Below are 26349 nucleotides of genomic sequence, written 5' to 3'. Positions count from 1 at the left end.
GTAGCCACAACGGTAGTCGCCCCGGGGCGGAGCGTCTCGCCAAGGGCCCAGCTATCGGTCGAGGTGCAGCTCTCACTGTCACGAGGACTACGGGGCGGTCGCCGACCTCCTGGCCAGTTCCACCGTTGCAGCGCGCAGCTCGTCCGCGGAATCGATGGGCTCGGAGTAACCGACTCTGGTGTAGGCCACACCGCGCGGTGTGTGGACGTTCAGATCGAGGCCGTATCGATCTGCGGCCGTACACGTCGCCGAGGTCGCGTCCGGGTATCCACCCAGCTGACGGGCCATCGCCAACAGTGACGTCGCATGGTCCGCGTTGAGGTGCTCGACGGCGTAGGCCGAGGACGGAGACACGGGATCCGGGGACGCCTCGGAGTACGCGTCGGCCGTCGCCGAATCCATTCGGCCGTACCCGCCGACCCATCGCACCCGATGCACTCGCATGACCCAAAGCGTGAAGTCGCTGTAATCCACGTAGTACTTGGCGGCCGGCACCGCGTCGAGATGCGCTTGTCGTGCGGCAGTGAGCTCGGCTCCTGCCGGTCGCTCGACCACCCCGGCCAGCGTGATGCGGCCCGAGGCCAGCGGGTCCGTCTGTGACTGAGGTGCAACGATCGACAGACTCGCTCGTGGATCACCGTCGAGATTTCGACCATGCTCCGCCATCCGCGACACGCACAGCACGGGTGCTCCGTCGAGCAAGCCGTATGTCACGAACGACGCCCATGGATCGCCGTCGGCGGTCAAACTGGCCAGCGTCGCGATATTGGTGGACGCAGCGATCGTGCGCGCCTCCTCGGCCGCCGAGGGACGACGGTCCGCGACCACCGGAGACAGGGGAGGGGGAACGGACGGGGCGTCGCCGGGATCGCCGTGATCGAGTGCCATGGGCGGCAGTCTACGTTCGTCCCGGAACGAGATGGTGTGCGTGCGTGACCGGGTTGCCGATCAGCACGAGTCGAACAGAGCAACAATAGGAGCGTCAGGCTAGCGGCCGACGAACGTGACGTCCTCTGTGGCGACGGCCGATGCGGTTCGACCGGGTGCGGTCTGGTTGTCCCAGTACATGTTCGTGTGCGCGATGACCTGCTGCGCTGTAGGCAGGGCGGGGTCCGGCAGGTTCTCCGTCGTGTGGGCGTCGCTGACCAAGGTCACGTCGTACCCACGAATCAGAGCTCCGTGCAGAGTCGATCGCACACAGAAGTCCGTTTGCGCGCCGGCAACCACCACACGACCGACGCTGGCACCGGCGAGCACCTCCTCCAAGGACGTGTCCTCGAAGGCGTCTCCATGCTTCTTGTGCACCAATGCGTCTCCGGCGTCGATCGGAAGTTCCTCCACGAGTTGCCAGCCCGGGCTGCCGGACACGAGCTCGTGGTCCGAGGAATGCTGCACCCAGATCACCGGTGTGTCGGTCTTTCGCGCTCGTGAGACCAGTCGCACCATGTTGTCGACGACGCGAGTGCGATCGTGGGCGGCGGCCATGACGTCGTTCTGGACGTCGACGATCAACAGCGCAGTTGCAGGGCGGTCGGGCAGGGTGGTCACGTCGTCTCCATCGAGTATTCGGTTCTGGTCAGCTATCCGACGTACGCGGCCAGGTGCTTCGCGGTCAGGGTGGATCCGTCCGCCACCAGATCTGCGGGGGTGCCCTCGAAGACCACGAGGCCGCCGTCGTGCCCGGCTCCTGGGCCGAGGTCGATGATCCAGTCGGCGTGGGCCATGACGGCCTGATGGTGCTCGATGACGATCACCGACTTACCCGAATCGACCAGGCGGTCGAGCAACCCGAGCAGTTTGTCCACATCGGCGAGGTGTAGCCCGGTGGTCGGCTCGTCGAGTACGTACACCCCACCCTTCTCGGCCATGTGTGTCGCGAGCTTGAGTCGTTGCCGTTCGCCGCCCGAGAGAGTCGTCAGCGGCTGGCCGATCTTCAGGTAGCCGAGTCCGACGTCATTCAGCCGTTGCAGAATCTTTTGTGCTGCAAGCAGTTTCGCCTGTCCGTCGGAGAAGAAATCCTCGGCCTCGGCCACCGACATGGACAGCACCTCGTCGATGTTTCGGCCGCCGAAATGGTACTCGAGTACCGAAGCTTGAAACCGTTTGCCCTCGCACACCTCACACGTCGTAGCAACGCCGGCCATCATGGCGAGGTCGCTGTAGATGACTCCCGCCCCATTGCACGTCGGGCAGGCACCCTCCGAATTGGAGCTGAACAGAGCGGGTTTGACCGCATTCTCCTTCGCGAAGGCTTTGCGGATGGGTTCGAGCAGACCCGTGTAGGTCGCGGGGTTGCTTCGCCTCGATCCGCGGATGGCACCTTGATCGACCGAGACCACATCGTCGGTGCCCGAAAGCGACCCGTGAATCAGCGAGCTCTTACCGGAGCCCGCCACTCCGGTGACAACGACCAGCACGCCGAGTGGAACGTCGACGTCCACGTCTCGCAGATTGTGCGAATCCGCCCCTCGAATCTCGAGCACCTCCGAGAACTCGCGAACCGAATCCTTGAGACTCGCGCGGTCGTCGAAATGGCGGCCGGTGACCGTATCGCTCTGCCTCAGTTGGTCGACGGTGCCCTCGAAGCAGACGTGCCCACCCGCACTGCCGGCACCGGGCCCCAGGTCGACGACATGGTCGGCGATGGCGATCGTTTCCGGCTTGTGCTCCACGACGAGAACGGTGTTTCCCTTGTCCCGCAACTGCAGAAGAAGGTTGTTCATCCGTTCGATGTCGTGGGGGTGAAGACCCGTCGTCGGCTCGTCGAACACGTAGGTGACGTCGGTCAACGAAGAGCCGAGATGTCGAATCATCTTCGTGCGCTGCGCTTCTCCGCCCGACAGTGTGCCCGACGGCCGATTCAGGCTCAGGTAGCCGAGGCCGATCTCCACGAACGAGTCCAGGGTCTCGCCCAGCGTCGTCAGCAGCGGTGCGACCGACGGTTCCTTCAGGCCTGCGACCCACGTGGCCAGATCGCTGATCTGCATCGAGCAGGCGTCGGCGATGTTGATGCCCTTGATCTTCGACGATCGTGCACCCTCGTTGAGCCGCGTTCCGTCGCATTCGGGACACGTGGTGAACGTGATCGCACGCTCCACGAACGCCCGGATATGCGGCTGCATCGCGTCGACGTCCTTAGAGAGGAACGACTTCTGGATCTGAGGGATCAGGCCCGAATAGGTCAGATTGATGCCCTCGACCTTGATCTTCGTGGGCTCTCGATACAGCAAATCGTCGAGCTCTTTCTTCGTGTATTTCGCGATGGGTTTGTCGGGGTCGAAGTAACCGCAGCCGCGAAAGATTCTGCCGTACCAGCCTTCCATGCTGTAGCCGGGAATCGTGATGGCGCTCTCGTTGAGGGACTTGCTCGCGTCGTACAGGGCATTCAAGTCGAAGTCGCTGATCGAGCCGCGTCCCTCGCAGCGCGGGCACATTCCACCGGTGACGGAGAAGGACTTCTTTTCGGTGGTCTGACGACCTCCCTTGTCCACCTTGTAAGCACCTACACCGGAGACCGATGCCACGTTGAACGAAAAAGCCTGTGCAGAGCCGATATACGGCTTCCCCACTCTGCTGAATAGAATGCGAAGCATGGCATAGGCGTCGGTGGCGGTTCCGACGGTGGAGTGGGGATTGGCACCCATTCGCTGTTGATCGACGATGATGGCCGTCGTGAGCCCGTCCATCACATCGACGTCGGGCCGCGCGAGAGTCGGCATGAAGCCTTGAACGAAGGCGCTGTAGGTCTCGTTGATCATGCGCTGGGATTCGGCCGCGATGGTGCTGAAGACGAGGGAGCTCTTTCCGGACCCGGAGACACCGGTGAACACCGTGAGGCGTCGCTTGGGAAGTTCGACGCTGATGTCGGCGAGATTGTTCTGCCGCGCGCCCTGTACTCGAATCAGATCGTGACTGTCGGCGGCGTGCGCTGCCGATTTCTGCGTGACCTTGGTCGTCGCCATGCTCGCGGTGTCTCCTGATCGTCACGGCAACCGAAACCGAGAAGGTCGATTGCACCGAGGTATGTGTGCGATCACGGTAGTCGTATCGGAACGCGCATGCTTCTCGATTCCTGATCGATTCCTGTCACCGCCAATGCGTGGGTCAGACGCTGCAGATCTGCGGCGGACGATTCGAGCAACGGGCGCCGCACCGTGGCGTCGGCCAGCACACCGATGGCGACCAAGGCCGCCTTGGCCATGATTGCTCCCTGCGTGGTGCGCATGACGGCCTCGACGAGAGGTAGCAGCGATCGCTGTACCGCGTTCGCGCGAGTCAGATCTCCGGCACGGACCGCGTCGAAGAGGTCGGCGTAGCGGTTGGCGACGACATTGCCGACCACACTCACCGAACCCGTTGTACCGCAGCACAGATAGGGCAGTGTCAATTCGTCGATACCGCAGTAATAGGCCAGGTCGGTTTCAGCCATGACGTTCATCGCCTCGTACAGGTCGCCTTTCGCGTCCTTGACCGCCGTGATCGAGGTGTGCCGCGAGAGTTCGATCAGCGTCGAGGCGTCGATCGGCACACCTGTCCGAGCCGGGACGTCGTACACCATGACCGGGAGCGCTCCGGCGTCGGCGATGGCAACGATGTGATCGGCGATGCCGGCCTGCGTGGGGCGCGAATAGTAGGGGGCGGTGACGAGCAACGCGTCGGCCCCTGCATCGGCGGCACGTCGCGCCGACTCGATCCCGGCGGAGGTGTCGTTGGTGCCGACACCCGCGATCACGCGCAGGGCGTGGCCCGAGAATTCGCGCGTCGCCGTGATCAGATCGGCCTGCTCACGCGGCGTGAGAGTCGGTGCCTCCCCGGTGGTGCCGGCGACAACGACGCCGTCGCAACCGGTCGCGAGCAAGTGGGCCAGCAAGGCGTCGGTGCCGGTGCGGCTCACCTGCCCATCGGCGTTCATCGGTGTGCACATGGCAACCAGGTTGGTGCCGAACGTCGACGTGGCCGAAGAAGTGGACATGTTCATTGTCCGAGTGTGAGCCCCATGATCGTCTCGGTCCAGCGATGTAATTTCGGCAGTATTGCGTACCGTTGCTTCATGATCGATGTCAATGCACTCCACGCGCTGCGTGCAGTTGCCGCCCTGGGCACGCTGACGAAAGCGGCCGACGAGCTCGGCTACACCGCGTCGGCCGTCTCCCAGCAGATCAAACGGCTCGAACGCCAGGTCGGAACGCCGGTACTTGCGCAGGCGGGCAGAGGTGTTGTCCTCACGCCGGCCGGACGGGCAGTGGTCGAATCCACGGACGAGGTGTTCCACGCTCTCGAGCGGTGTCTGGAGTCGGCGAGATCGGCAGACGAGGGTGCCGCGCGCGGGGTGGTACGAGTGGTCGGATTCTCCACTGCGATCCGCGGTCTGCTCGCCCCTGCACTCGCGACCCTGAGCGCTCGCCATCCCGACCTCACCGTGCAGATCGGGGAGGAGGACCCGGATAAGGCGCTGCACAGTGTGCATTCGGGGGCAGCCGACCTGGCGCTGGTGCACGACGCCGACGGAGTTCCCGCAGTGGCTCCTCGCTCGATCGTTCGGCGATCCATTCACACCGACCACGGCGATGTCGTCATGAATCGAACCCACCCCCTCGCCGCAGGGAAGTCGCCCCTGACACCGGCAGGCCTCGCGACGTACCCGTGGGTGACGAGCCCGGCGGGCACGTTGTGCCACCAGTGGTTTCGTCGACTGTTCGCGGACACGTCGAGCGAGATCGACGTTCGGCACCTCGTCGACGACTTCTCCACTCAGCTTTCCCTGGTGGAGGCAGACGATGTGCTGGCACTGATTCCCCGTCTCGCAAGACCGCCTCTCGGCCCGGCGCTCGTGGCGGTCCCGCTGGCGCGCGCCCCCAAGCGAGAAGTGCATGCCGCGTGGAGGCGCAGCGCCGATGCGAGTCCGGCGATCCACGCCGTGCTGGATCTACTCGATTCGCTCGCGCTGCGACGAGGTCAAGATGACGAGTAGACCTGTGGCTCGTGTCATCGCCACATACGTGTCGACAGCACCTGCGACGCCGGAGCCGAACAAATCCGGGTCGATCAGAACGACCAGATCGAATTCCAGACCTTTGGCGAGCTGCGGTGTCAGCGAGCTGATTCGATCGGACTGCGGAAAAGTAGGATCACCGATCACGCATGCGGTTCCGCCGGTCGTCGAACCGAGCCAATCGGCGAGAACCGTCGAAAGCGATGCGACGTCACCGTATTCGACCGGCACGCCGGTACTGCGTATCGACGTGGGAACGTTGGCGTCGGGCAGCGCCGCCCGGATCACCGGCTCGGCCACGTCCATAATTTCCTGCGGCGTCCGGTAATTCACGCCGAGAGCGGCGACGGTCACCTCGTCGATACCTACTCGTTCGAGCCGATCCGGCCACGTCTCGGTAAAGCCCCGACGAGACTGCGCTCGGTCTCCGACGATGGTGAAACTCCCAGCAGGGCATCGCCGAATCACCATCTGCCACTGCGCATCGGTCAACTCCTGAGCCTCGTCGATCACGATGTGCGCGAAGGGACCCGCCAGCGGATCCGTCGGATGGTCCTCGAAGCCGGACGAATCGACGAGTGCATCCCGAATTATCTCCTGACGGAATTGCGCGGCCATCATCTCGTCGTCGTCGACCGCCATCAACTCGTCGACGGCACTGTCCATTCGCGAGCGTTCGATCGCAGCAGCCAGTGATCGGCGTCGTTGTCGTAGAGCATGTTTCGGATCGCCGAGTCGCGCCCGTGCCGCGTCGAGCAGCGGTAGGTCGGCCACAGTCCAGCGTGTCGCATCAGCGCGTCGAAGTGCTCGAATGTCGTCCGCGTCGAGCCAGGGTGCGCATGTGCGCAGGTATGCCGGAACGCTCCACAGGTCCGCCACGAGGTCTGCGGCATCGACGATCGTCCACGAGCGTTCCAGGACGTCACGCAGATCCTCGTTCAGCTGCAGCGACTGCCGGAACTCTTCGTGCGATCCTGTTGCGGCACAGCGATCGGCCACGATGGTCGTCAGTAGATCCCAGATCTGGTCGCGAGCCTCGTTGTGCGGCGTACCGGGATCTGGCGCACCGAATGCCTCCACCCAGTCGTTCGGCGGCAATATAAAAGTGCCCCAGTCTGTTTCGACTGTGACGTCGTGGTTCGGTGGTTGTTCGTAGAAGGCAACAGCCGCCTCGATGACCGCGTCGACGTCGAGGTCTTCCTTGAGCCGCGCCGCAACAGGATCGGTGTCGTCGAGCGCATGTTTTCACTCTGCGACGAGGTCTCGCAGGGTGCATGTTTGTACTCCCTCCTCGCCGAGACTGGGGAGTACGCCCGAGACGTACGCGAGGTAGGGCTGATGCGGACCGATGAACAGTACTCCGCCGCGGTTGTGTCCTATTCGTGAGTCTGCGTACAGCAGGTACGCGGTGCGGTGAAGGGCAACAACAGTTTTCCCGGTTCCCGGTCCGCCGTCGACCACCAGTGCCCCGTGCGCGTCGGCTCGAATGATCGCATCCTGATCCGCCTGGATCGTGCCCAGTACGTCACGCATCCGAGGTGAGCGCTCGGCACCCAGACTGGCGATGAATGCGGACTGATCGTCCAGCGCGGCGTTGTCGTCCAGAGACGTGGGATCGAACACCTCTTCCCAGTAGTCGGTGATGCTGCCGTTCGTCCACCGATAGCGGCGACGGCTTTTCAGCCCCATCGGGTTGGCATGGGTTGCACCGAAGAACGGCTCGGCGGCGGGGGAGCGCCAGTCGACGAGCAGTTGCTCGCCCGCATCCCCGAGCAAGCCGGTACGCCCCACGTACACCGGTTGGTCCGAGTCGATGGGGACGAACCTCCCCAGACACAGATCGGCACCGTAACGACGCAGTTGGCGCAGCCGCCCGTTCAATCGGTGAATCTCGAAATCACGTTCCATCACCTCCTGTCCCATCCGCCCGGATGACTTCTGGATGGCGTTCAATCGAGCGATCGTGTCGGAACGTGACTTCTCGATGCTGGCGGTGATCGCCGAAAAGTGCTGTCGGTCATGACCGATGAGCGTGGATTGGCGCTTCGGTGCGAGCCTGTCGGGGAGGTCGAAGACATGGGGCGGCACTGATTTCACGGGACTCCGATCCGATGGTGCGGGTGTGCAGCGAGCCATTCTGAACCCTCGACGGGGTCTTGCCGCAAGACCCCGGGTGCGCTATACATTGAAAGTGGAAAGAGAGCGAATCTTCTTCTCCGCATCACGCCGCAGACGCCCGTTGCGTGTTCTGCGTGGATTACTTCCCTTGATCGGCACGGGCGTATTGGCCGGCGGAGCCGTTCAGCTCGGTTTTGTGACCGGCGTACGGGTCGACGGTCACGGCGGTGAGGTCGGCGCTGCTGTCGCTCTGATCGGCCTGACATGTTGCGCAGCGCTTCTCGCGTGGGGTTGGACCGGATTGTGTGCGTCCCGGAAGGCGCTCGCGGCGGCCATCTCGACCGGGGTCCTGGCGTTCCTCACCACGGCGCTGACCATTTCCTTCGTGGCAACGCCCTACGACGCGATCGTGTGCGGACACTCATCGGACTTCTGCGGACTGGGAGTGCTTCAGGTGGTTCCGACTGTCGGGGCGGTAGTGCCATGGACCGTCGCCGGGATCCCCGGTCTGCTTCTCGTACTCACGGATCGGCGTGCACGACGCGTAACAAACGATCAGACGGTCAGCCCACCACCGCGGTGAAGCTCGAGTCGGTAGATGACGCCGCCGAACAGGCTTCGTTGTACTGCTTCGTCGGCGAAGTAGCTGTCGATGTGCAGGGGTTCGAGATTGGGGTGCGCGTCGAGGTGTTCACGAATGACCGGTACGACAACATCGGGCGTGAGCACGAATCGCTCACCACCGAGGTCGGTGATGCTCGCTCGGCCGCAGCCGTCCCAATCGTGGACGTTGGACCAGTGGCGGATTCCGCAGCCCTCGATCGCTTCGATCAACAGTCGCTGCGCGTAGGGCAGCACGATGGTGCAGTTCGCGCGCACCGCCGCAAGGCCCTGCCGATACGTGACTCCGTGAGCCGCGGCGTAAGCCCGAGCTGCGTGCTTTTCGACGTGGTTCCTGGTCATGAGAGTTCCAATCGCATTGTGCACCAGCCCCGCGCGCCGTTGCACCGGTCGGAAATCATGAACACGGCGTGACGTAACTGAACGTTCTTCATCGCAGATCCGGGCGGACCTTGCCCCTGAAGCGCTGTCGGAGGCGGCGCGGGTGCCTTCTGCAGCTGGGGTGGCTATGCGAGTAGCTCTGATTCGGCACGCTATCACGAAGCGAAGTGACGGGGGTTCACTCAGAAGAGAGCAGCAGATCGGTGATTGCTGCGGCGCTCATCGGACGTCCGAGCAGGAATCCCTGAGCTACGTCGCATCCTGTTGCGGCGAGTGCTTCGAGTTGTTCTTCGGTTTCGACGCCTTCGCCGACGACTGTGACGTCGAACGCGCGGGCGAGTGCAACGATCGCCGAGATTATTGCCCTGGCGCGGACGGCGGGCAACCGGGCCACGTATGACTTGTCGATCTTGAAGCTCTCGAACATCGGGTACCGGTCCAGATACGACATGGAACTGTGCCCTTTGCCCATATCGTCGAGGAGCAAGGACACACCCATTGCGTGCAGCGCAGCAACGGTATTCGCCACTCGTTCGGTGTCTGCGACCCATACTGTTTCGGTCACTTCCAGACCCAATGCGTTCGGTGGTAGGCCGGTGTCAGCCAGGACAGTGGCGACCTGCGCCGGAAACTCGTGGTCTCGCAGTTGGAGCGCACTGACATTGACGCGCACCACGACGTCGGAGAATGCGCGCCACCGCACTGCGTCGCTGCACGCGACGCGGAGCGCCCATGCGCCCAATGGTGTTGCGAGACCTGTTCTTTCGGCGACTGCGACGAATTCGGTCGGCTCGACAGGCCCTAGATCATGATGATTCCAGCGGGCGAGCGCCTCGACTGCAACGACCTCACGCGTCGAGATGTCCACCAGAGGTTGGTATGCCATGGTGAGTTCGTTCGAGCTCAATGCCGCGCGCAGGTCGACCGACAACGATCTGATCCGGTCGGCGTCGTACAGGTCTCCCGGGTCGAAAACTGCATGGCCACCGGTTCCGCTGTCCTTGGCGCGGTACATTGCCAGATCTGCCCGGTGAATCAGCTCATGCCTTGTCGAATTCGAGTCGGAGACAGCGACACCGATGCTGGCACTGAGGGGGATGGGGACGTCCTCGGCAGCGAATGGTTTCGCGATGGTGCGGGCGATGTGTCGCGCGATCTCCTCCGCTCGTTCCACAGTGCGCACCCCTTCGCAGATGATCAGGAATTCGTCCCCGCCGAGACGAGCAATGGTGTCGGTCGCGCTCGTTGCGGACACCAGTCGCTCCACGAATTTCACCAGCGCCCTGTCTCCGGCGTCGTGGCCCAGGCTGTCGTTGATGATTTTGAAGTCGTCGATATCCAGCAGAAGGAGGGCCAAAGTATCGGACTGAAAGCGTGCCCGAGCCAGAGCGGTGTCGAGGACGTCGTAGGCGAAAGTGCGATTGGGCAACCCGGTGAGTGCGTCGTGGGTGCTGCGCCGTCGGAGTTGGCTTTCCAGTTCCATTCGTCGAAGTGCCGCGGAGACGATACCCGCGACGGAGCTGAGGAACGAGACTTCCTGTTCGCGATACAGCCGTGCTTCCACACTGTGGATCGAGAGGACTCCCCAGGCGTCTCCAACCGCAGTCATGATCGGTACTGCCACACCGCTGCGCAGTCCGAGCTCCGCCATCGTGTCTGTACGAAACCGGCTTTCGTCGCCGCGGTTGCTGCAAATCACTGGCTGTTCGTGAGCGAGTGCGTACCCGGTCATGGAGCCGTCGCCGGAAGGAACGTCCCGACGAATACCGAGCGAACCGCTCGCGGCATCCATGGTCAAGTAAGGATCGGTGGAATTCTCGAGGTGCGCGATGGCGGAATTTCCCACACCCATCAACGTGGCGGCAGTGTCGGTGGCTGCAGTCAACAGTTCCGACAGCTCGGCGACGACTGCGAACCGACTGAGGTCGGCCAGGGCTTTTTGCTCCTGTGCGTGTCGGCTGGCGGTTACGGCATCGGCCGCCATCCGGGCACTACGTTGTTCGACGGTATGCCGATGCCGGATGATCGAGGCGACGACGTCAGGTCGGCCGTCCGGGGTGTGAACGACGTATGCCGAGACCACGACCGGAATACCTGCACCGGTCCCGTGATGGCGTAGTTCGCAGTAGCCGTCCCACCTTCCCTCGGAACGCAGCGCCGTACCGATCTCCTCGGCGCGCTCACGGCCGTCCGCAGTGAGAAAATCCAAAGCCGGCAGTGTCGATGCCTCGGCCCAGTCGGACACGCCGATGAGTTCCAAGCCTGCTGGGTTGATGTGGAGAACTGTGCCCGTCAGGTCGGCGAGTGCGACGAAGTCCGGCGATCGCTCCAGAAAATGCCGAAGCGACATCACATCGTCGGCAGCATCGAACATCGGCCCTCCGATCTGCGTCGCTCGGTGTTCGAGCGGCTCGGGCCAATGTTATTCGGCCACCGAGTTCGATGGGTTCGAACACGAGCGGGCAGTAACCCAATTGTCAGAAGCACGCCGCCTTCGGACAGTCGACAACGGTTGCGGTCAGAGACTTCTCCGCCACGGAGAACGCGAGCTTCGATGGGGCCGAAAAACAACTGGGCCAGCAATACATTTTCCGACTCGGACCCTCCCCGAGAATCACGTGCAGGCGAGTCGGATGTCTTCACCAATTGTCTCGGCAATTTTGCAGAAATTCGGAACGTAGAGAATGCCCGATGACCCGTCCGCACACAGCGCCGAAAAGGTCGGTTTCATTGCTAGCCTCGCCTTCATGGTCATGGACGAGTGGCTGCTCGATTCGGATCCAGCGATTCGATGGCAGGTACTGCGCGATCTGCACGACGCGCCCCCTGCTGATGTGGCGAGTGAGCGCCAATCGAATTGTGTACGAAGGCTGGGGCGCGCGTTTACTTGCCGCGCGCGACCCGAACGGCCTGTGGGCCGGAGGTGCTTGCTTCCCATCGGGTTTCGACGGCGATTTCTCAGGAGGGCAGCCATGGACTTCGACGCTTCATTCGTTGACGTTGATGCGCGAGATGGGTGTCGACCCGTACGCCGGTGAAGTACGGACCGCCATCGAGGCGGTGCGCCGGAATTGCCGGTGGGAACACGCAGGCCAACGGTTCTTCGACGGTGAAGTCGAGCCCTGCATCAACGGGAGGACTGTCGCCGTGGGTGCATACTCCGGAGTCGACGTCGACGCGATCGTCACCAGATTGGTGAAAGATCAGCTCGCCGACGGTGGCTGGAACTGCGAGGCGGAGTACGGATCGACTCGCGGGTCTTTTCACTCGACGATCTGTGTGCTCGAAGGGTTGCTCGAGCACGAACGAGCCACGGGCGGCACTCCCGCGTCGAGTGCCGCACGCCACCGAGGCGAGGAGTACCTTCTGGAACGCCGGCTGGCCAGGAGGGTGAGCACGGGGGAGCTCGTCGAACCGAACTGGTTGCTTTTCTCCTTTCCGACCTGGTGGCATTAAAACCTGCTTCGTGGAGTCGACTACTTCCGAACCGCTGGATCTTTCGTCGACCCGAGATTGACGGCGGCAATCGAACACATCCGGTCGAGACAGTGTGACGACGGCACTTGGCTGCTGGACAGAACTCACGCCGGTGCGGTCCACTTTCCGATCGAGAATGGCGATGGGCGTCCGAATAGGTGGAATACCCTGCGCGCCCTGCGAATCATGAGATGGTCCGGAGTGGAGACATCGTGACAATCCGCGTGTGAGCCGGCGACCGAGCGAGCAGCGAAAACCTCTGTGTGGAGATCGGTTCGGTGAACCGATGCCGAATTCGCCGAGCCTCAGGAATTCTCGAGCCAGAGGGTTCCCGGATCGGACCTGACTGGTTAAAATAGAGCGGTGTCGGGGATCGACCACAACCAGGTGGATCGAGCGGGTTCCGCAGGCGAACCGGCTTCGGTGTTATTGATCGCTGATCCCGGCAAACCCACTGCGCTCGCACACCGGGTGGCTGCGCACCTACCGCAACACTTACGAAGCAGAGACCACCGCGAGCGCAGATGGACGTCGCGAGTACGCAGTAAGCCGTACCTCTCTGGAGAGCAAGCGGACTTGGCGGACGTTATCGACGCTGTCGATCCGTCTTCGGAAGACGCAGAGATCGTCGTGTACCTCACCGATCTGCCACGGCGAGAAGTCACCATGCCGGTGGTGGCCGACGTCAGCGCCGAACGATTGTTCGCACTCATCTCCGTTGCAGCGGTGGGTGGTGTGCGTATCGAGGACCGCGTCCGCACGGTGACCGAACTGGCAATTGCCTGTGCCGTGGGTGAACCGGAACTAGCCCCACCCGGCGCACCATCGCGGTTTCCCAGCGAGAACATCGAGGGCGGAACACGCTTCTTCGCACCCTCGGGACTTCGACGGTTGCGGCTGTTGTCGGGGATGGTGCGGGCGAACCGGCCGTGGCGGCTCGTGACAGGGCTGTCGAAAGTGCTGGTCGGAGCTTTTGCCACCGGAGCGTTCGCGCTGGCTACCAGCACGATTTGGTTGTTCGCCGACACAATGGGCCCATGGCGAATGTGCGCGGCGACGATTCTCTCCATTGCGGCGATGGTTCTGTGGCTGATTCTCGATCACGAATTGTGGGAGCGGCCGAAATCACCCGAAGAGCGAGACAGATCTGTGCTGTACAACGCAGCGACAGCCGTGACGTTGGTGATCGGCGTTGTCGTCCTCCACATAGCCCTGTTCTGCATGCTGCTGGGGACCGCGTGTCTCACACTTCCTCCGGGACTGCTGTCCAGCACCCTCGGACACGCGGTCGGCTTTTCCGATTACCTCAGTCTCGCTTGGCTACTCGCGTCCATTGCGACCATCGGTGGGGCGCTCGGTTCGGGCCTCGAAGACGATCGCGCAGTCACCGAAGCCGCATACGGTGTGCGGCAGAGGCAACGGATCGAAGAGACGCAGGCACGCTCGAACGACCCGGAATGACACTGCGACCGATAGAATCGTGGCCCTCTTCGGCGGCGGCACGGATTCGTCGGCCGACCATCGGGGACTGCCCGGGTTCGCAACGCGCACAGTCTTTTCGATACCGGGCGAAAGCATCAATGGCACCCAAGATGGTTCGGGTGGTGCGCGTCGGGTTGCTCCATGGGATGAAGCGGTCACGGTTGTTCCGGTACCGATGGTCCGCAGTTTCGGTCTACCCTGTGGTCGGGCCGTGACTGGCGCTGTGGATGGATCACCATCGGGAAGCGGCCTCGTCTGTTGACGTCTGCCGCGCGCCTGGGCTCCCACCGAGCCGAGGAGAACCATGAGCCACACCCCACCGCGTGATACCGCCGATTCTGATGCACGTAAGACGGGTGGACTGGCGCCACCGATCACGGCAGGCGTGGTCTCGGCCTTGGTCGGGTTCACCAGTTCGTTCGTGGTAGTCCTGAGCGGCCTGACAGCGGTAGGAGCGAACCACGAGCAGGCCGCCAGCGGCCTGCTCGCTGTCACCGTCGTCATGGGTCTGGCCTGCATCGTCCTTTCCTGGCAGACTCGGCTGCCGATCACCGCCGCCTGGTCCACCCCCGGCGCGGCCCTGCTCGCGACCACCGGCACCGTCGATGGCGGTTGGCCCGCCGCGGTGGGGGCGTTTTTGGTCACGGGGGTGCTGATCGTCCTCACCGGTTTGGTACCCCAGCTCGCGGCGCTGGTCACCCGCATCCCCACCTCGCTTGCCCAAGCCATGCTCGCCGGGGTCCTCCTGCAGCTCTGTCTCGGCCCGGTCACCGGGTTGGCTGTGAACCCGATCGCTGTCGCCCCGGTTGTCCTGACTTGGCTTGTTGCACTTCGGTTCTCGCCCCGTTGGGCCGCGCCCCTCGCCTTTCTCGCTGCCGCAGTCGTCATCGGCATCACGGTGGCAGCCGGCGATACCACGGTGGGCCCGGCGGACCTGCTACCTCGGGTCCATTTCACGTCGCCGACGTTCACTGTCGCGGCTCTCGTCGGGATTGCACTTCCGCTGTACCTCGTGACCATGGCTTCTCAGAACGTCCCGGGTGTAGCGGTCATGGCCGGTCTCGGCTACCAGGTTCCGTGGCGGCGATCGATGGTTGTGACCGGCGCAGGCACCCTGCTCGGTGCGACCGCCGGCGGGCATGCGATCAACCTGGCGGCTATCAGCGCCGCCTTGGCTGCCGGGCCGGACGCGGGTGTGGATCGCACTCGCCGATGGATTGCAAGTCTGACTGCGGGAATCGTCCTGATGTTGCTCCGCGTGGCGTCAGCGTCGTTCGGCACACTCGTTGCACTTGCCCCCGTCGGTGTCATTGCCGCGGTCGCCGGACTCGCCCTACTCGGGACACTCGCCGCGTCGTTGACCGCCGCGTTCGCTGACCCGGTAGAGCGAATCCCCGTCGTCATCACTTTTGTGACCGCCGCGTCCGGCACAGTCATCGTCGGTGTCAGCGCTGCCTTCTGGGCGCTCCTGGCCGGGCTGGCTGCACGCTTGCTGCTGGGCAAGCCACCGGTCCGCCGCTTGACGTCCTCGGTAACAGCGTGAGTCGACGGGGCGCCGGGGCGAGTGTCGGTTATGAACACCGGTGTGCCGATCCGGTATTGACCTTCCCCCTGGGGGAGGCATCACCGTGGTGTCATGACCACAGAATGGGATGCACTCCCGGACAACGTGAAGAAGTTCATGACCGCCCTCGACGCCCGACAGGGCGCTCGCGCGATCACCGTGTTCACCGCAGATGCCGTCGTGACCGATGAGGGTCATGACCACTCTGGCCGCGACGAGATCGAGGCCTGGCTGACCGCCTCGGTCAATGAGAGTGAGTACACCTACACATCGGAGTTCACGGGAGCGACCGCGACCGGCACGACCGCCGACGTCACGCAGCACCTGGAAGGCAATTTTCCCGGGGGAGTCGTCGACCTGCACTACCGTTTCACTCTGGACGGCGCGCTGATCAACCGGTTGGTGATCGAGCCATGAGCAAGCGATGGTTCATCACCGGTGGCACACCAGGCGGCTTCGGCATGGCGTACGCCGAGGTGGCTTTGGGCGCGGGGGACCGCGTGGTACTCACCGCGCGGCGTCCAGGGGAACTGGCGTCGTGGGCCGATCGGTACGGTGACCGCGTTCTCGTCGTGCCCATGGATGTCACGGACGCGGCACAGGTACTGCAGGCGGTACGAACGGCCGAAGAGCATTTCGGCGGTATCGACGTGCTGGTCAACAACGCCGGTCGCGGCTGGTTCGGATCGATCGAGGGAATGGACGAAGCCTCGATCCGGGCAATGTTCGAGCTGAATTTCTTTGCAGTACTATCCGTTACGCGAGCCGTGCTACCAGGAATGCGCACCCGCAGAAGTGGGTGGATCGTCAACGTATCCTCAGTGGCCGGACTTCTGGCGGCGGTCGGATTCGGCTACTACAGCGCTACGAAATACGCGATCGAAGCCGTCACCGACGCTCTGCGCCAGGAGGTTGCCAAGCACGGCATCTCCGTGTTGGCGGTCGAACCAGGGGCTTTCCGCACCAACGCCTACGCTGGATTCGCCGACGAGCCTGTCGCGGAAGCGATTCCGGATTACCACGACATGCTGGAACAGGTTCGTGCCGATTTCGTCGACATGAACGGGGTGCAGCCGGGCGATCCGTATCGTGGTGCCCGTGCGGTGATCGAAGCGATGGCTCAGGACCCGCCGCCACGCCGACTGATCCTGGGCAACAGCGGGTACGACGCCGTGATCGGTGCGCTGGAACAAAGCTTGGGCGACATCCGGTCGAACGAAAGGCTGTCTCGGAGCGCGGATTTTCCGGAGTAACCGAGTTGGTGGAGCTCGCTGATTCTGCCGCGGCTGCACGAGGGGACCGGTGAGATCCAGCGGTTGATCGTCGGAGGCGGACTGATGAGAGCCGAACAGAAGCGCAATTCGTGAAACATGCCAGGCGTAGGCTCCTGGCATGTCGTTCAGAATCCTTCGCTCCGACCACGTCGGCTTCGCCGTCGGTTCCCTCGATGACGCCCTTCGGTTCTGGATCGATGGTCTCGGCGCGGTCCTCGAACGTACCGGTGAGATGGGTGGAGAGTTTCTGGGAGAGGTCACCGGAGCGCACGGGGCTACAGTCCGGATGGCGGTGGTATCCGTTGCGGGTCAGACGATCGAACTGCTGGAATATCGCAACGTCCAGGGAGAGCAGGGATCCTCTCGACCACACGATCCTGGTTTCGCGCATCTTGCCTTCGAGGTCGACAACATCGACGCGGTCCTGACGCGAATCGCGAACTTCGGGTGGACGGCGCAGGGAACTCCTCAACCTATTGCCGGCGGGGCAAAGGTGGGCACCCGCGTGATGTACGCGGTGGGTCCACACGGAGAGACGATCGAATTCATGGAGCCGCCGCAGTGACAACCGATTACCCAGGTCGATCGAACGTTCAGAACATTACCTGACATAATGTTGATTATCGGCAAACTGTCGACCTGCAATTCGCTGAGATCGACTCGTAGTTCGCTGCTGCCCAACAACTTTCCTCGACGCAGTCGATTCGGCCGAAGCACTTCGTTGTCCGAAGTCTGCGTAGACGCGACGCGTCCCGGTGGTATCGAAATGCCTGCGGGAGATGTGACGGGCTTCCGGTCGACAGCTATCGCAGCCGGCCCGCTGACTGCCCGCTGTCATGAGATCGGCGCACTGCGGACCGGACGGCACCCTCTCCCTCTCTGCTCTTTCCTCACCGTTGTTTCGTCACAGTGACGAAACAACGGTGAGGAAGACCAGTCTGGATATCCACTGCCGCGTCGGCCGAATGTGCTGGCTACCGTATACGAACTCTGGTTAGAGTTCGTTCGATGGACGCCTTTCTCGAGACATCCCGTCGCCGGAACTTCCACCGCCGAGTTGCTGCAGCCGTACTGATGGCCCTCATTGCATCGTTCGGCCTCGTCGGCTGCTCCGACGATTCGTCCGGCGGAGACGCCGGCTTCGAGGGTTTGACCTCGGGTCAGCGTGTCTACGACCGAACGGGTTTTTCCCTGAATCCGGCGCAGACCGCGGACATCCAACGTCAGTTGGAGAACTTGAAGTCCGACACCGGTGCGGACGTGATCGCGTACGTGCGTGAGCTCGATGCGGACCCCGACGACACGTTGGATCAAGTAGAAGACCTGCAGCAGAGATGGGTGTCCCTGACGGGCGTCGACCAGGACACTGCAGGCGCAATACTGATCAACCGGGAGCCGGGAAAGGTCGACGAGGCTCGCGCGGGCATCTTCGTCGGCTCCACGTACGACGACGGTAACGTTCCGCGGGACGAACAAGAGGCCATCATCGAGGACGCACTGATTCCGCCGCTGCGAGATGGTGACGTCACAGGAAGCCTGACCGCGGGCATAGATCGCTTGGCGTCCGACATTCGCAACGGTCCGCCGGTGACTGCCCTGGACAGATTCGCCGACGGTCCAGGCTCGACCTGGCTGCCGTGGGCCGGTTCGGTGTTCGCGCTTCTCGGGCTGCTTCTGGTGGGAACGGTGTTTCGGGGACGAGCGAAACCGACTGTCTCCCAACAATATCCGACGACGGTTCGACCGGACCAGGTCACCGATGCAGCGTACGCGACCGCCCTGGTGCACCGCAGCGCGCAGCCCAGCGGCGTACCGGGGACCGTACTGGCGCTTGCCACCGCCGATGCGCTCACCTTCGAGCAGGACAAGAAGCCGGGAAAGGTCGACAAAGGGACAGTCAAGATCAGGCTTGTCGACCGAACCCGTGCCCGCGGCGAGGTTCAACAGGCGGTCTGGTCGATGCTCGCCGAACGAGCCGAGGACGATGTCGTACCCGGCGACGAGTTGAAGAAGATCGCTCGAGGCCCCGGTGCAACCAAAGAACTCGTGGAGAACACACTGCGGGACAGCGGATTCGTTGCCGACGGCTCAGGTCGACGCCGGACAGCGTTGGCCGGTCTGGGCGTACTCGGCGGGGCTCTCGCGATCGGAGGAATTGCCGTCGCGACGTCGGGTGCACCGACGATGTGGCTCGCGGTGGTGTTGTCAGGGCTTCTCTTCGTTGCAGGACTGTGGACGGCGATCGCCTACTCACGCTTCTCGGTCGCGGGCCTGGACGCCTCTCGCCCCTGGGAGGCGTACCGCGACGGACTGAAGCAGGCCGCCAAGGACAACGACGAGTCGGTCGATCTGAACGTAGCTCTGCCGGACATCGTTGCGTTCGGCTTGGCCCCGTTCTTTCGGAAACGACTCGAGGCCGCAACCGACCCCGGGAGTGACACGCCGCTACGAGCCTTCACATCACCCGCGGATGCCGACTATGCGGCGGGTGTTCCGGTGGTCCTCCCCTGGTCTGCGTTCTCCGGTGTGTTCGTCTCCAGCAGTAGCGGATCCGTTGCGTCCGGTGGAGGTGCAGGTGGAGGAGGCGGAGCGGCAGGCAGTACCTGACGACTCCCCCATTCGCTTCCGGCGAGCGCCTCCATCACTCGCACCGCCGACCTATCCGGTGTTGTCCGGTGTACGCGGCTCGTCGGTCTCGGAGTCGGTGCGATCATCGATGTATTCCGGGGTCGAATGCCCCACTTGGTCGGCCAGTTCCAATCCCGCGCCGGCGTAGACGTTGAAGGCGATATCGACGCCCTGGTCTTTTGCCCACTGCACCTCGTCGTCGTACCGTGCGACCGCCGCCACTGTTCCGCCGAAGCCGGACTCTCGCAGACACGCCAGTGCAGTGACGTTCGCACCGTGCCGCGGCATGGCGAGCACCGCGATCCGGACGGAATCCGATCTGCGTAGTCGGTGCCAGAAGTCGAGGTCGGTGGCATCACCCTCGATGACACGCAGTCCCTGCTCGGCCAGTCGACGGATGCGCGGGCCGTCGTAGTCGACTCCGACGACGTCCAATCGGTAGTGCTCGTTCAGTCGCTGGTAGGCCGCGAACCCCACACGCCCCATGCCGATGACGACGACTTCGGCGTCGCCGGCATCACCGGGGCGTTCCTCGGGGTGGAGGCTCTGCTCGTCCTGGACGGGCAGCCGGCTCGCCATCTTCTCGACCATCAGGTGGCCGCGGCCATTGACCAGCGCGGACACCACAAAACTCAGAGCCACCGCGATCGACATCTCGACCAGCCACGTGGGTTCCAGCAGCCCGGTCGTCACTCCGACGGAGACGACGATCAGACCGAACTCCGAGTAGTTCATCAGACTCAGTCCTGCGAGCAGGGCCGTTCGATACCGAAGTTTCATCGCGGCGAACAGCGCTACGTAGAGCACGGATTTGAGCGGCAGAACGAGCATCATCAGCAGAGCGACAACGAGACTGGGCACATCGGGTAGTCCGGACAGGCCTATCGAGACGAAGAAGCCCACCAACAGAAGTTCCTTGAGGTGGAACAGAGACCGTGCGAGTTCGGACGACGCGGAATGCGAAGCCAACAGGACACCGATGATCAAGGCACCGAGGTCACCTTTGAGGCCCAGCGTGGAGAACAATGCGTACCCCGGAACCAGAGCCATCACGATGCCGAACAGCGACTGCATCTCGCCGTGCCCCAGCCCGCTCCAGATTCTCCGAAGAATTCGCGTGAGCGGCCACAGCAGGACGAGGGTGAAGGCCCATGGGCTGGGCAGAGTGCCGCTGGTGACCGTCAGGAAGACGACGGCAACGATGTCCTGCATGACGAGGACGCCGATGGCGACGCGGCCGTAGAGCGCATGCGACTCCCCCCGCTCCTCGAGTACCTTGACGACGAACACGGTGCTCGAGAACGACATGGCGAAGGCCAGGAGTGCGATGGTCGTCAGGCTTTGCCCGGACAGCATGGCCAGGCCGGCCACGGCGGCCAACCACAACACCGTGGTTCCGAGCGCGACGCTGATCGCGAGATGGACCGACGTGGTGAGCCAGACCTCGCGGCGCAACAGAATGCGGAGATCGAGCTTGAGGCCGATGGCGAACAACAGCAGCGTCACCCCCAAGTCGGCGAGCAGGTCCAGCTGCGGCACCTCACCGACATCGAGAGCGTTGATGACGAACCCAGCCGCCAGAAAGCCGACCAACGGAGGAAGTCGCACCGCCATCGCGAGTCCGCCGAGCCCGAATGCGATGACGAGATAAATCGCGGCAACAGTCATGCTCGGTCTCCTCGGTCACGGATCGATCGGTCCGCTGCCGCGTCGACGACGTCTGTGCACCCAGCCGGAACGAGCAAAGTAACCCGCGGAGTAGGAAATTGCAGGACAGATGGAATCCAGGGACGACAACGGCGACCGACGACGTCGAAGCGTCGTCGGTCGCCGCAGACCTCACACGGTCTCGATGCCCACGTCGGAGCGGGTCAGAGCTCGAACTCGGCCGGGTCGATTCCCACTGCGAAGCATGCGTTGCGAACGGCGGCCTTTTCGTGGTCGTCGAAATGCCCGTCGGCACCGCCGATGATGATGCCGATCTGGATCACGGCACGGGCCTGGTCCGGCTTGGACTTCAACTTGCCGATCGTCGCGGTGGCCTCGACCTTTCCGAAGTCGAAGTCACCCTGCAGCTTGTCGCAGTACCAGTCGAACTTCTGGCGGAGCTCATCGGACTCGAAGACGCGGAGGGCTTCGTTTCCGGCGATCAGCGCTGCCGTCTTCTGCCGCTCGGCCGGATCGATCGTGCCGTCCGCGGCGGCGATGAGAGCGCACATCGCCATGCTGCCGTTGGCGAACTCCTTGTTCTTGAACTGGCTGGTCTTGGTTTGCAGCTGCCCGTTCAATTCCTGTGCTTTGGACTTGAGTTGATCCCAGAACGCCATGGAGCTCCTCTGTGTGTCTTTGCGTCCGCGCAAGACGCGCGTGCGTCGCCCATTGTCCACGGAGTCGGTGAACAACGACGGGAGCGATGTCGTCGACCGTCGCGCCGCACGAAGGACGACCAGCGAGGAGCCTCGGAAATACTCAGCGCAGTCGCTCGGCATCGTGTGCTTTCGCCACGAGCTCGATACACAGGCGCTGCAGTTCGTCGGCGGCGGCACCTTCTGCCACTGCGGTGCTGACATCCTCGGCCGCGCAGCGCAGTTCGAATGCGCGATCTGCAACGGCCGATGCCTCCTCGGCGGTCAGCACGACGGCGTCGACGGGAATGGACGTCCCCTTGACGGCACTGCGCTGCTCGTACGCGCGTTGTCTGCACGATTGTCGGCAGTACCGTCGTTTGCGGCCGGTGCCGACATCGTCGATGGGACGTCCGCACCACTCGCACGTCTGGTTGCGACGGGTTTTCACGGACATGGTCGCTCAGCCTACTTTGCCGGCGAGGTAAGATGCCTTGATCTGCGCGGGCGAGCCGGGAACGAACGGACGCTCGACGACGTTGTAGATCAGTGGGTGGACGACGAAGCTCGGCCGCGCCGAAACCGGCCGGTGGAATCGGCGCACATACCTACTATCGATGGAGAGGACTTCACTATGGCAGATCGTGTACTTCGAGGTAGTCGACTGGGAGCCGTCAGCTACGAGACCGATCGTGATCACGATTTGGCACCCCGCCGCGTGGCTCGCTATCGCTGCGACAACGGTGAGGAATTCGACGTCCCGTTCGCCGACGACGCCGAGATTCCCGGTACGTGGGCGTGCCGTAACGGACTCGAGGGTTCTCTGATCGAGGGCACCGCGCCCGAGGCGAAGAAGGTCAAGCCTCCTCGTACCCACTGGGACATGCTCCTCGAGCGCCGTTCGGTGGATGAACTGGAAGAGTTGCTGAAGGAGCGCCTCGATCTACTGAAGGTCAAGCGACGCGGAGCCTGATCCCCTGAGCGATGCGCCGCCCGATTGGAAACAATCCGGCGGTGCATTTTTTCGATGGGTTGGAAACTCGGAGATTTTTTTCGGGTGACTTGTGTGATTATTGTCGTTCAGCGTCCGTTTTCTTCGAGTTTGAGTGGCGCGAAAACGGCTCGGGATGACACCATCGAACATCGCATGTAGTCGGTTACCGAGTCTGTGATGATCGCGGTAACAAATGTCGGCTGCGACCGATAATCATCAGCACCGTAGTCGTCGAAAACAGGGGGCATCAACTCGTGAGCCAGGGTTCCGATCAGTGTCTGCACGACGATCCGCGGACGGCGGCGTCCGACTCGGAATCGGACGGACGCGTTGCGGTCGGCGAACAGAAGTTGGCGGAATTGCGCCGCGAATTGGACGGTATCGACGAGGTCTTGCGCGCAGCCGTACGCGACCGAATCGATGTGTGTGTACGGGTGGCCCACGTCAAACGCGAATTCGGTATTCCCATGATGCAGCCGGGCCGGGTGGGCGTGGTGACCGAACGGGCTCGTGAGTTCGCGTCCGCGAACGGATTGTCGCCCGACTTTCTCGAAGAGTTGTACAAGTCGATGATTGCCGAGGCGTGTCGCGTCGAGGATCTCATCATCGATTCTCCGGGGCCAGAATCTGGCCTCGAGGGCGAACGATAGAGGTACGTCGATGACGATCAGAACCCTCCTGGTGGACAATTACGACTCGTTCACCTACAACCTGTACAGCCTCCTCGCCGAGGTCAACGGCCGACCACCGACCGTGGTCAAGAACGACGTCGCGTGGTCTTCCCTCGACTTCGCCGCGTTCGACAACGTCGTGATCTCGCCCGGTCCCGGCCGCCCGGACGTCGAGCAGGACTTCGGTATCAGTGGTCGAGTGATAAGCGAATCCGGTCTCCCGATTCTGGGTGTCTGCCTCGGCCATCAGGGGATGTGCCACCTCTTCGGGGGCGAGGTCGATCTGGCCCCCGCACCGATGCACGGCCGCATCACCGACATCACGCACACCGGGGTGGATCTGTTCGAGGGGATTCCCTCGCCGTATTCCGTGGTGCGCTACCACTCTCTGGTCGTCACCCGGACTCCCGCCGACTTCGAGGAAGTCGCCTGGACCCCGGACGGTCTGGTGATGGCGGTTCGTCATCACAGCAAGCCGTTGTGGGGAGTGCAGTTCCACCCCGAGTCGATCAGCACCGAATACGGGCGTGAGCTGCTGGCGAATTTCCGCGATCTGACGCTAGCGCGGTCGAGCGCAGCGAACGCAGCGGGGACCCACGATTCGATGTTCACCATCGAAACCCGCACTATCGACAGCGATTTCGACTCCGAGCGCGTGTTCCAGACGCTGTTCGCGCACGACACCAAGAGTTTCTGGCTGGACGGAAGCGCCGCACTCGAGCCCGAGTGCCGATTCACCGTCATGGGCGATTGCTCCGGGCCGCACGCCGAATACGTGACGTACTCGGTAGCCGAGACGATGGTGACCGTCGAGGGCTCCGACGGCACGAAAGAACACATCCACTCGACGTTCTTCGACTACATCGACGCCCAACTACGTCGCCGAGCTACTCCCCCGCGGCACGATCTTCCCTTTGCATTCGGACTGGGCTACGTCGGCTACCTCGGGTACGAACTCAAGGCCGATACGGGCGGGCAGCTGGTGCACACCTCGGCGACCCCCGACGCCTCGATGGTGTTCTCCGATCGGGCGTTGGTGTTCGACCACGAGGCCGGCACCCTGTACTTGATGGGGTTGGCCGATACCCCCGGGGATCCGGTCCTCGCGCAGTGGTTCGACTCGGTCACCGCAACGCTGAGTGGACTGTCCGAGAAGGCGCAGACCGTGAGCGCGCCCAGTGGGATACCTGCGTCCGGTGCTCCGTTGCTCGGCGCAGAGCTGTCCCTGGAGCCACGGCTCAGGCACGATCGCACGCATTACCTCGACCTCATCTCTCAGTGCCTCGCCGAAATCCGTTCCGGTGAAACCTACGAGGTCTGCCTGACGAACACTGCCACCGTGGCCGGTTCCATCGACCCCGCGGCGACGTACTCCTACATGCGGGAAATCAATCCCACCCCGTACAGTGCCTTCTTGAATTTTCCCGACGTCTCGGTCCTGAGCGCCTCCCCCGAGCGATTCCTGCGTATCGACGCCGACCGCATCGTGGAGTCCAAGCCCATCAAGGGAACTCGGCCGCGCGGGGCCACCCCCGAAGAGGACAACGCACTCAAGGCCGACCTCGTCGCGAACGAGAAGGACAAGGCCGAGAATCTGATGATCGTCGATTTGGTGCGTAACGACCTGGCTCAGGTGTGCGTTCCTGGTTCGGTACACGTGCCGAAGCTGTTCGACGTCGAAACCTATGCTCCCGTGCACCAATTGGTCTCCACGGTTCGTGGCCGGCTGCGTGACGACGCGTCGGCTGCCGACTGCATCAGAGCGGCGTTCCCCGGCGGCTCGATGACCGGCGCTCCGAAGATTCGCACGATGGCAATCATCGACAAGCTCGAAGATGGGCCGCGCGGAGTGTATTCCGGTGCCATCGGCTACTTCTCGATCACGGGTACGGCAGATTTCTCGATCGTCATTCGCACGATCGTGGCGACCGAGCACGAGGTCACGTACGGCGTTGGAGGCGCGATCGTCGCGCTCTCGGACCCCGACGAGGAGTTTGAGGAGACGATGGTCAAAGCGGTGTCGATGCGTCGAGCCCTCACGGGCCGGACAGCGAACAGCGGGTAGAGCGCACGCGCTCTACCCGCTGTTCCACATCTCTCGGCCAGTGGCCGTCGTGCTCTACGCAGTGGTGAAGTACTCGAACACCGCAGGCTGAGCTTCGGGGTTGGCGTTGTTGATTCCGATGACCGTGCCGGCGACCGTACCGATCACGGTTCCGATGATGCAGCCCGAGATGAAGTTCGGGAAGATCGAGACGCAGCCGATGGCGAAGCCGAGGCCTGCACCGATGGCCGTGCCGACGCCGCCGCCGTTGTTCCATCCGATGGCGAGCTGGTTGACCATGTTGTCGAAGGCCTGCTGCTTGGTCTTCGCGCCTGCGACCTCAGCGACAGGAACGGTCTGCGGGGTGAGAGTGAGCTCCCGACCTTCGGCACCGATCAGGGGCGCAATGGAGTAGACGGTTCCATTGATGGAGTACTCCAGCGGGATCGACGCCACCGTGGAGCCGGCCTGGTCGACAATCGACACCGTCTCGCTCGTCGCATCGACGCGGAAGAGACCGGCGTCGAGGATGGTCTTGACGGTTCCATCCGGGTTGACCGACGTCTGGTAGTTCATCGACTCCGACGTCGGATCCGCGACGGCCTGGCCTGCGCCGGTGGCTACGGCTGCGGTCAACGCCACCGCGACCGTTGCTGTTCTGATCAGTTTCACTGTGTCCCCTGGTAGTAGTGATTCGCATTCGACCACTCGAGTATCGAAAGCCGATGGTATTCGAGCGAGTGCTCTTTCACGGAAGA

Annotated in this window: 23 protein-coding genes, 1 pseudogene and 1 riboswitch; of the genes and pseudogenes, 12 read left to right on the top strand and 12 right to left on the bottom strand. The window is 63.2% G+C overall.

Annotation, left to right across the window (positions count from 1 at the left end; genetic code table 11):
• Positions 1-87: 87 nt before the first annotated feature.
• From CH278_RS14165 to dapA, 4 genes are all read right to left on the bottom strand, one after another.
• Positions 88-888, bottom strand: a complete 801-nt coding sequence (locus CH278_RS14165) for a HugZ family pyridoxamine 5'-phosphate oxidase (protein WP_032366230.1) — start codon at positions 886-888, stop codon at positions 88-90.
• A gap of 99 nt (positions 889-987) precedes the next feature.
• Positions 988-1548, bottom strand: a complete 561-nt coding sequence (locus tag CH278_RS14160; RefSeq protein ID WP_094622177.1) for an isochorismatase family protein — start codon at positions 1546-1548, stop codon at positions 988-990.
• 32 nt (positions 1549-1580) lie between these two features.
• A complete protein-coding gene (locus CH278_RS14155) occupies positions 1581-3962 on the bottom strand; it encodes an ATP-binding cassette domain-containing protein (RefSeq protein WP_094622176.1) in 2382 nt (793 codons plus the stop codon).
• Positions 3963-4033: 71 nt separating this feature from the next.
• Positions 4034-4972, bottom strand: a complete 939-nt coding sequence (gene dapA / locus CH278_RS14150) for a 4-hydroxy-tetrahydrodipicolinate synthase (RefSeq protein ID WP_256993736.1) — start codon at positions 4970-4972, stop codon at positions 4034-4036.
• A 78-nt stretch (positions 4973-5050) separates the two neighbouring features.
• Here dapA and CH278_RS14145 point away from each other — a divergent pair, with 78 nt between their 5' ends.
• Positions 5051-5971: a LysR family transcriptional regulator gene (locus CH278_RS14145; RefSeq protein ID WP_094622174.1), complete on the top strand. Its 921-nt coding sequence runs from the start codon at positions 5051-5053 to the stop codon at positions 5969-5971.
• On the opposite strand, the pseudogene helR reads toward CH278_RS14145, so the two are convergent.
• Positions 5927-8089, bottom strand: a pseudogene (helR, locus tag CH278_RS14140) (RNA polymerase recycling motor ATPase HelR). The gene CH278_RS14145 and the pseudogene helR sit on opposite strands and share 45 nt — an antisense overlap.
• A 94-nt stretch (positions 8090-8183) precedes the next feature.
• Here helR and CH278_RS14135 point away from each other — a divergent pair.
• Complete coding sequence (locus tag CH278_RS14135) at positions 8184-8693, top strand: hypothetical protein (RefSeq protein WP_143536260.1); 510 nt, start codon at positions 8184-8186, stop codon at positions 8691-8693.
• On the opposite strand, the gene CH278_RS14130 is transcribed toward CH278_RS14135, so the two are convergent.
• Together CH278_RS14130 and CH278_RS14125 are read right to left on the bottom strand one after the other, a co-directional pair.
• The gene (locus CH278_RS14130) at positions 8666-9073 is read right to left on the bottom strand and encodes a hypothetical protein (RefSeq protein WP_032372764.1); all 408 of its coding nucleotides are present in this window, start codon (positions 9071-9073) and stop codon (positions 8666-8668) included. The two genes, CH278_RS14135 and CH278_RS14130, sit on opposite strands and share 28 nt — an antisense overlap.
• A 217-nt stretch (positions 9074-9290) precedes the next feature.
• Positions 9291-11486: a sensor domain-containing protein gene (locus CH278_RS14125; RefSeq protein ID WP_094622172.1), complete on the bottom strand. Its 2196-nt coding sequence runs from the start codon at positions 11484-11486 to the stop codon at positions 9291-9293.
• A gap of 620 nt (positions 11487-12106) precedes the next feature.
• Here CH278_RS14125 and CH278_RS28020 point away from each other — a divergent pair.
• From CH278_RS28020 to CH278_RS14090, 7 genes are all read left to right on the top strand, one after another.
• On the top strand, positions 12107-12568 hold the full coding sequence (locus tag CH278_RS28020; RefSeq protein WP_256991953.1) for a hypothetical protein: 462 nt from the start codon (positions 12107-12109) through the stop codon (positions 12566-12568).
• Positions 12569-12952: 384 nt separating this feature from the next.
• Positions 12953-14050: a hypothetical protein gene (locus CH278_RS14115; RefSeq protein WP_094622171.1), complete on the top strand. Its 1098-nt coding sequence runs from the start codon at positions 12953-12955 to the stop codon at positions 14048-14050.
• A 222-nt stretch (positions 14051-14272) separates the two neighbouring features.
• Positions 14273-14360: riboswitch (ZMP/ZTP riboswitch) on the top strand.
• A 15-nt stretch (positions 14361-14375) separates the two neighbouring features.
• Entirely contained in the window at positions 14376-15614 is a 1239-nt protein-coding gene (locus tag CH278_RS14110; RefSeq protein WP_094622170.1) for a benzoate/H(+) symporter BenE family transporter, read from the top strand.
• Positions 15615-15707: 93 nt separating this feature from the next.
• Entirely contained in the window at positions 15708-16052 is a 345-nt protein-coding gene (locus tag CH278_RS14105; RefSeq protein ID WP_032387419.1) for a nuclear transport factor 2 family protein, read from the top strand.
• Positions 16049-16888 carry an SDR family NAD(P)-dependent oxidoreductase gene (locus CH278_RS14100; RefSeq protein WP_094622169.1) on the top strand — a complete coding sequence of 280 codons (840 nt, stop codon included), beginning with the start codon at positions 16049-16051 and terminating at the stop codon, positions 16886-16888. The genes CH278_RS14105 and CH278_RS14100 overlap by 4 nt, the downstream gene beginning before the upstream one ends.
• 139 nt (positions 16889-17027) lie before the next feature.
• The gene (locus tag CH278_RS14095; RefSeq protein ID WP_032370557.1) at positions 17028-17474 is read left to right on the top strand and encodes a VOC family protein; all 447 of its coding nucleotides are present in this window, start codon (positions 17028-17030) and stop codon (positions 17472-17474) included.
• Positions 17475-17917: 443 nt separating this feature from the next.
• Positions 17918-19516: a TPM domain-containing protein gene (locus CH278_RS14090; protein WP_094622168.1), complete on the top strand. Its 1599-nt coding sequence runs from the start codon at positions 17918-17920 to the stop codon at positions 19514-19516.
• Between the two features lie 51 nt (positions 19517-19567).
• Here the strand turns inward: CH278_RS14090 and CH278_RS14085 are convergent, their stop codons facing one another.
• The 4 genes from CH278_RS14085 to CH278_RS27595 form a co-directional block, all read right to left on the bottom strand.
• Positions 19568-21205: a cation:proton antiporter family protein gene (locus CH278_RS14085; RefSeq protein WP_032408252.1), complete on the bottom strand. Its 1638-nt coding sequence runs from the start codon at positions 21203-21205 to the stop codon at positions 19568-19570.
• A 203-nt stretch (positions 21206-21408) separates the two neighbouring features.
• Positions 21409-21864 (bottom strand): tellurite resistance TerB family protein, encoded by a 456-nt coding sequence (locus CH278_RS14080; RefSeq protein ID WP_027497122.1) that lies wholly within the window; start codon positions 21862-21864, stop codon positions 21409-21411.
• 142 nt (positions 21865-22006) lie between these two features.
• Positions 22007-22339 (bottom strand): hypothetical protein, encoded by a 333-nt coding sequence (locus tag CH278_RS14075; RefSeq protein WP_027497121.1) that lies wholly within the window; start codon positions 22337-22339, stop codon positions 22007-22009.
• A 6-nt stretch (positions 22340-22345) separates the two neighbouring features.
• Complete coding sequence (locus CH278_RS27595) at positions 22346-22486, bottom strand: hypothetical protein (protein WP_155288453.1); 141 nt, start codon at positions 22484-22486, stop codon at positions 22346-22348.
• Positions 22487-22516: 30 nt separating this feature from the next.
• Here CH278_RS27595 and CH278_RS14070 point away from each other — a divergent pair, with 30 nt between their 5' ends.
• The 3 genes from CH278_RS14070 (at position 22517) to pabB (ending at position 25612) form a co-directional block, all read left to right on the top strand.
• Positions 22517-22855, top strand: coding sequence for an RNA polymerase-binding protein RbpA (locus CH278_RS14070; RefSeq protein WP_027497120.1), 339 nt, complete (start codon positions 22517-22519; stop codon positions 22853-22855).
• Between the two features lie 275 nt (positions 22856-23130).
• Positions 23131-23526 (top strand): chorismate mutase family protein, encoded by a 396-nt coding sequence (locus CH278_RS14065; protein WP_094622167.1) that lies wholly within the window; start codon positions 23131-23133, stop codon positions 23524-23526.
• A gap of 10 nt (positions 23527-23536) precedes the next feature.
• On the top strand, positions 23537-25612 hold the full coding sequence (pabB, locus tag CH278_RS14060) for an aminodeoxychorismate synthase component I (protein WP_032372412.1): 2076 nt from the start codon (positions 23537-23539) through the stop codon (positions 25610-25612).
• Positions 25613-25666: 54 nt separating this feature from the next.
• On the opposite strand, the gene CH278_RS14055 is transcribed toward pabB, so the two are convergent.
• Complete coding sequence (locus CH278_RS14055) at positions 25667-26263, bottom strand: hypothetical protein (protein WP_032365824.1); 597 nt, start codon at positions 26261-26263, stop codon at positions 25667-25669.
• Between the last annotated feature and the right edge of the window lie 86 nt (positions 26264-26349).

This window comes from Rhodococcus sp. 05-2254-5 (assembly GCF_002258575.1).
In the GTDB taxonomy this organism is placed as follows: Bacteria; Actinomycetota; Actinomycetes; order Mycobacteriales; family Mycobacteriaceae; genus Rhodococcoides; species Rhodococcoides fascians.
This window is presented reverse-complemented; position numbering and strand designations above follow the sequence as displayed.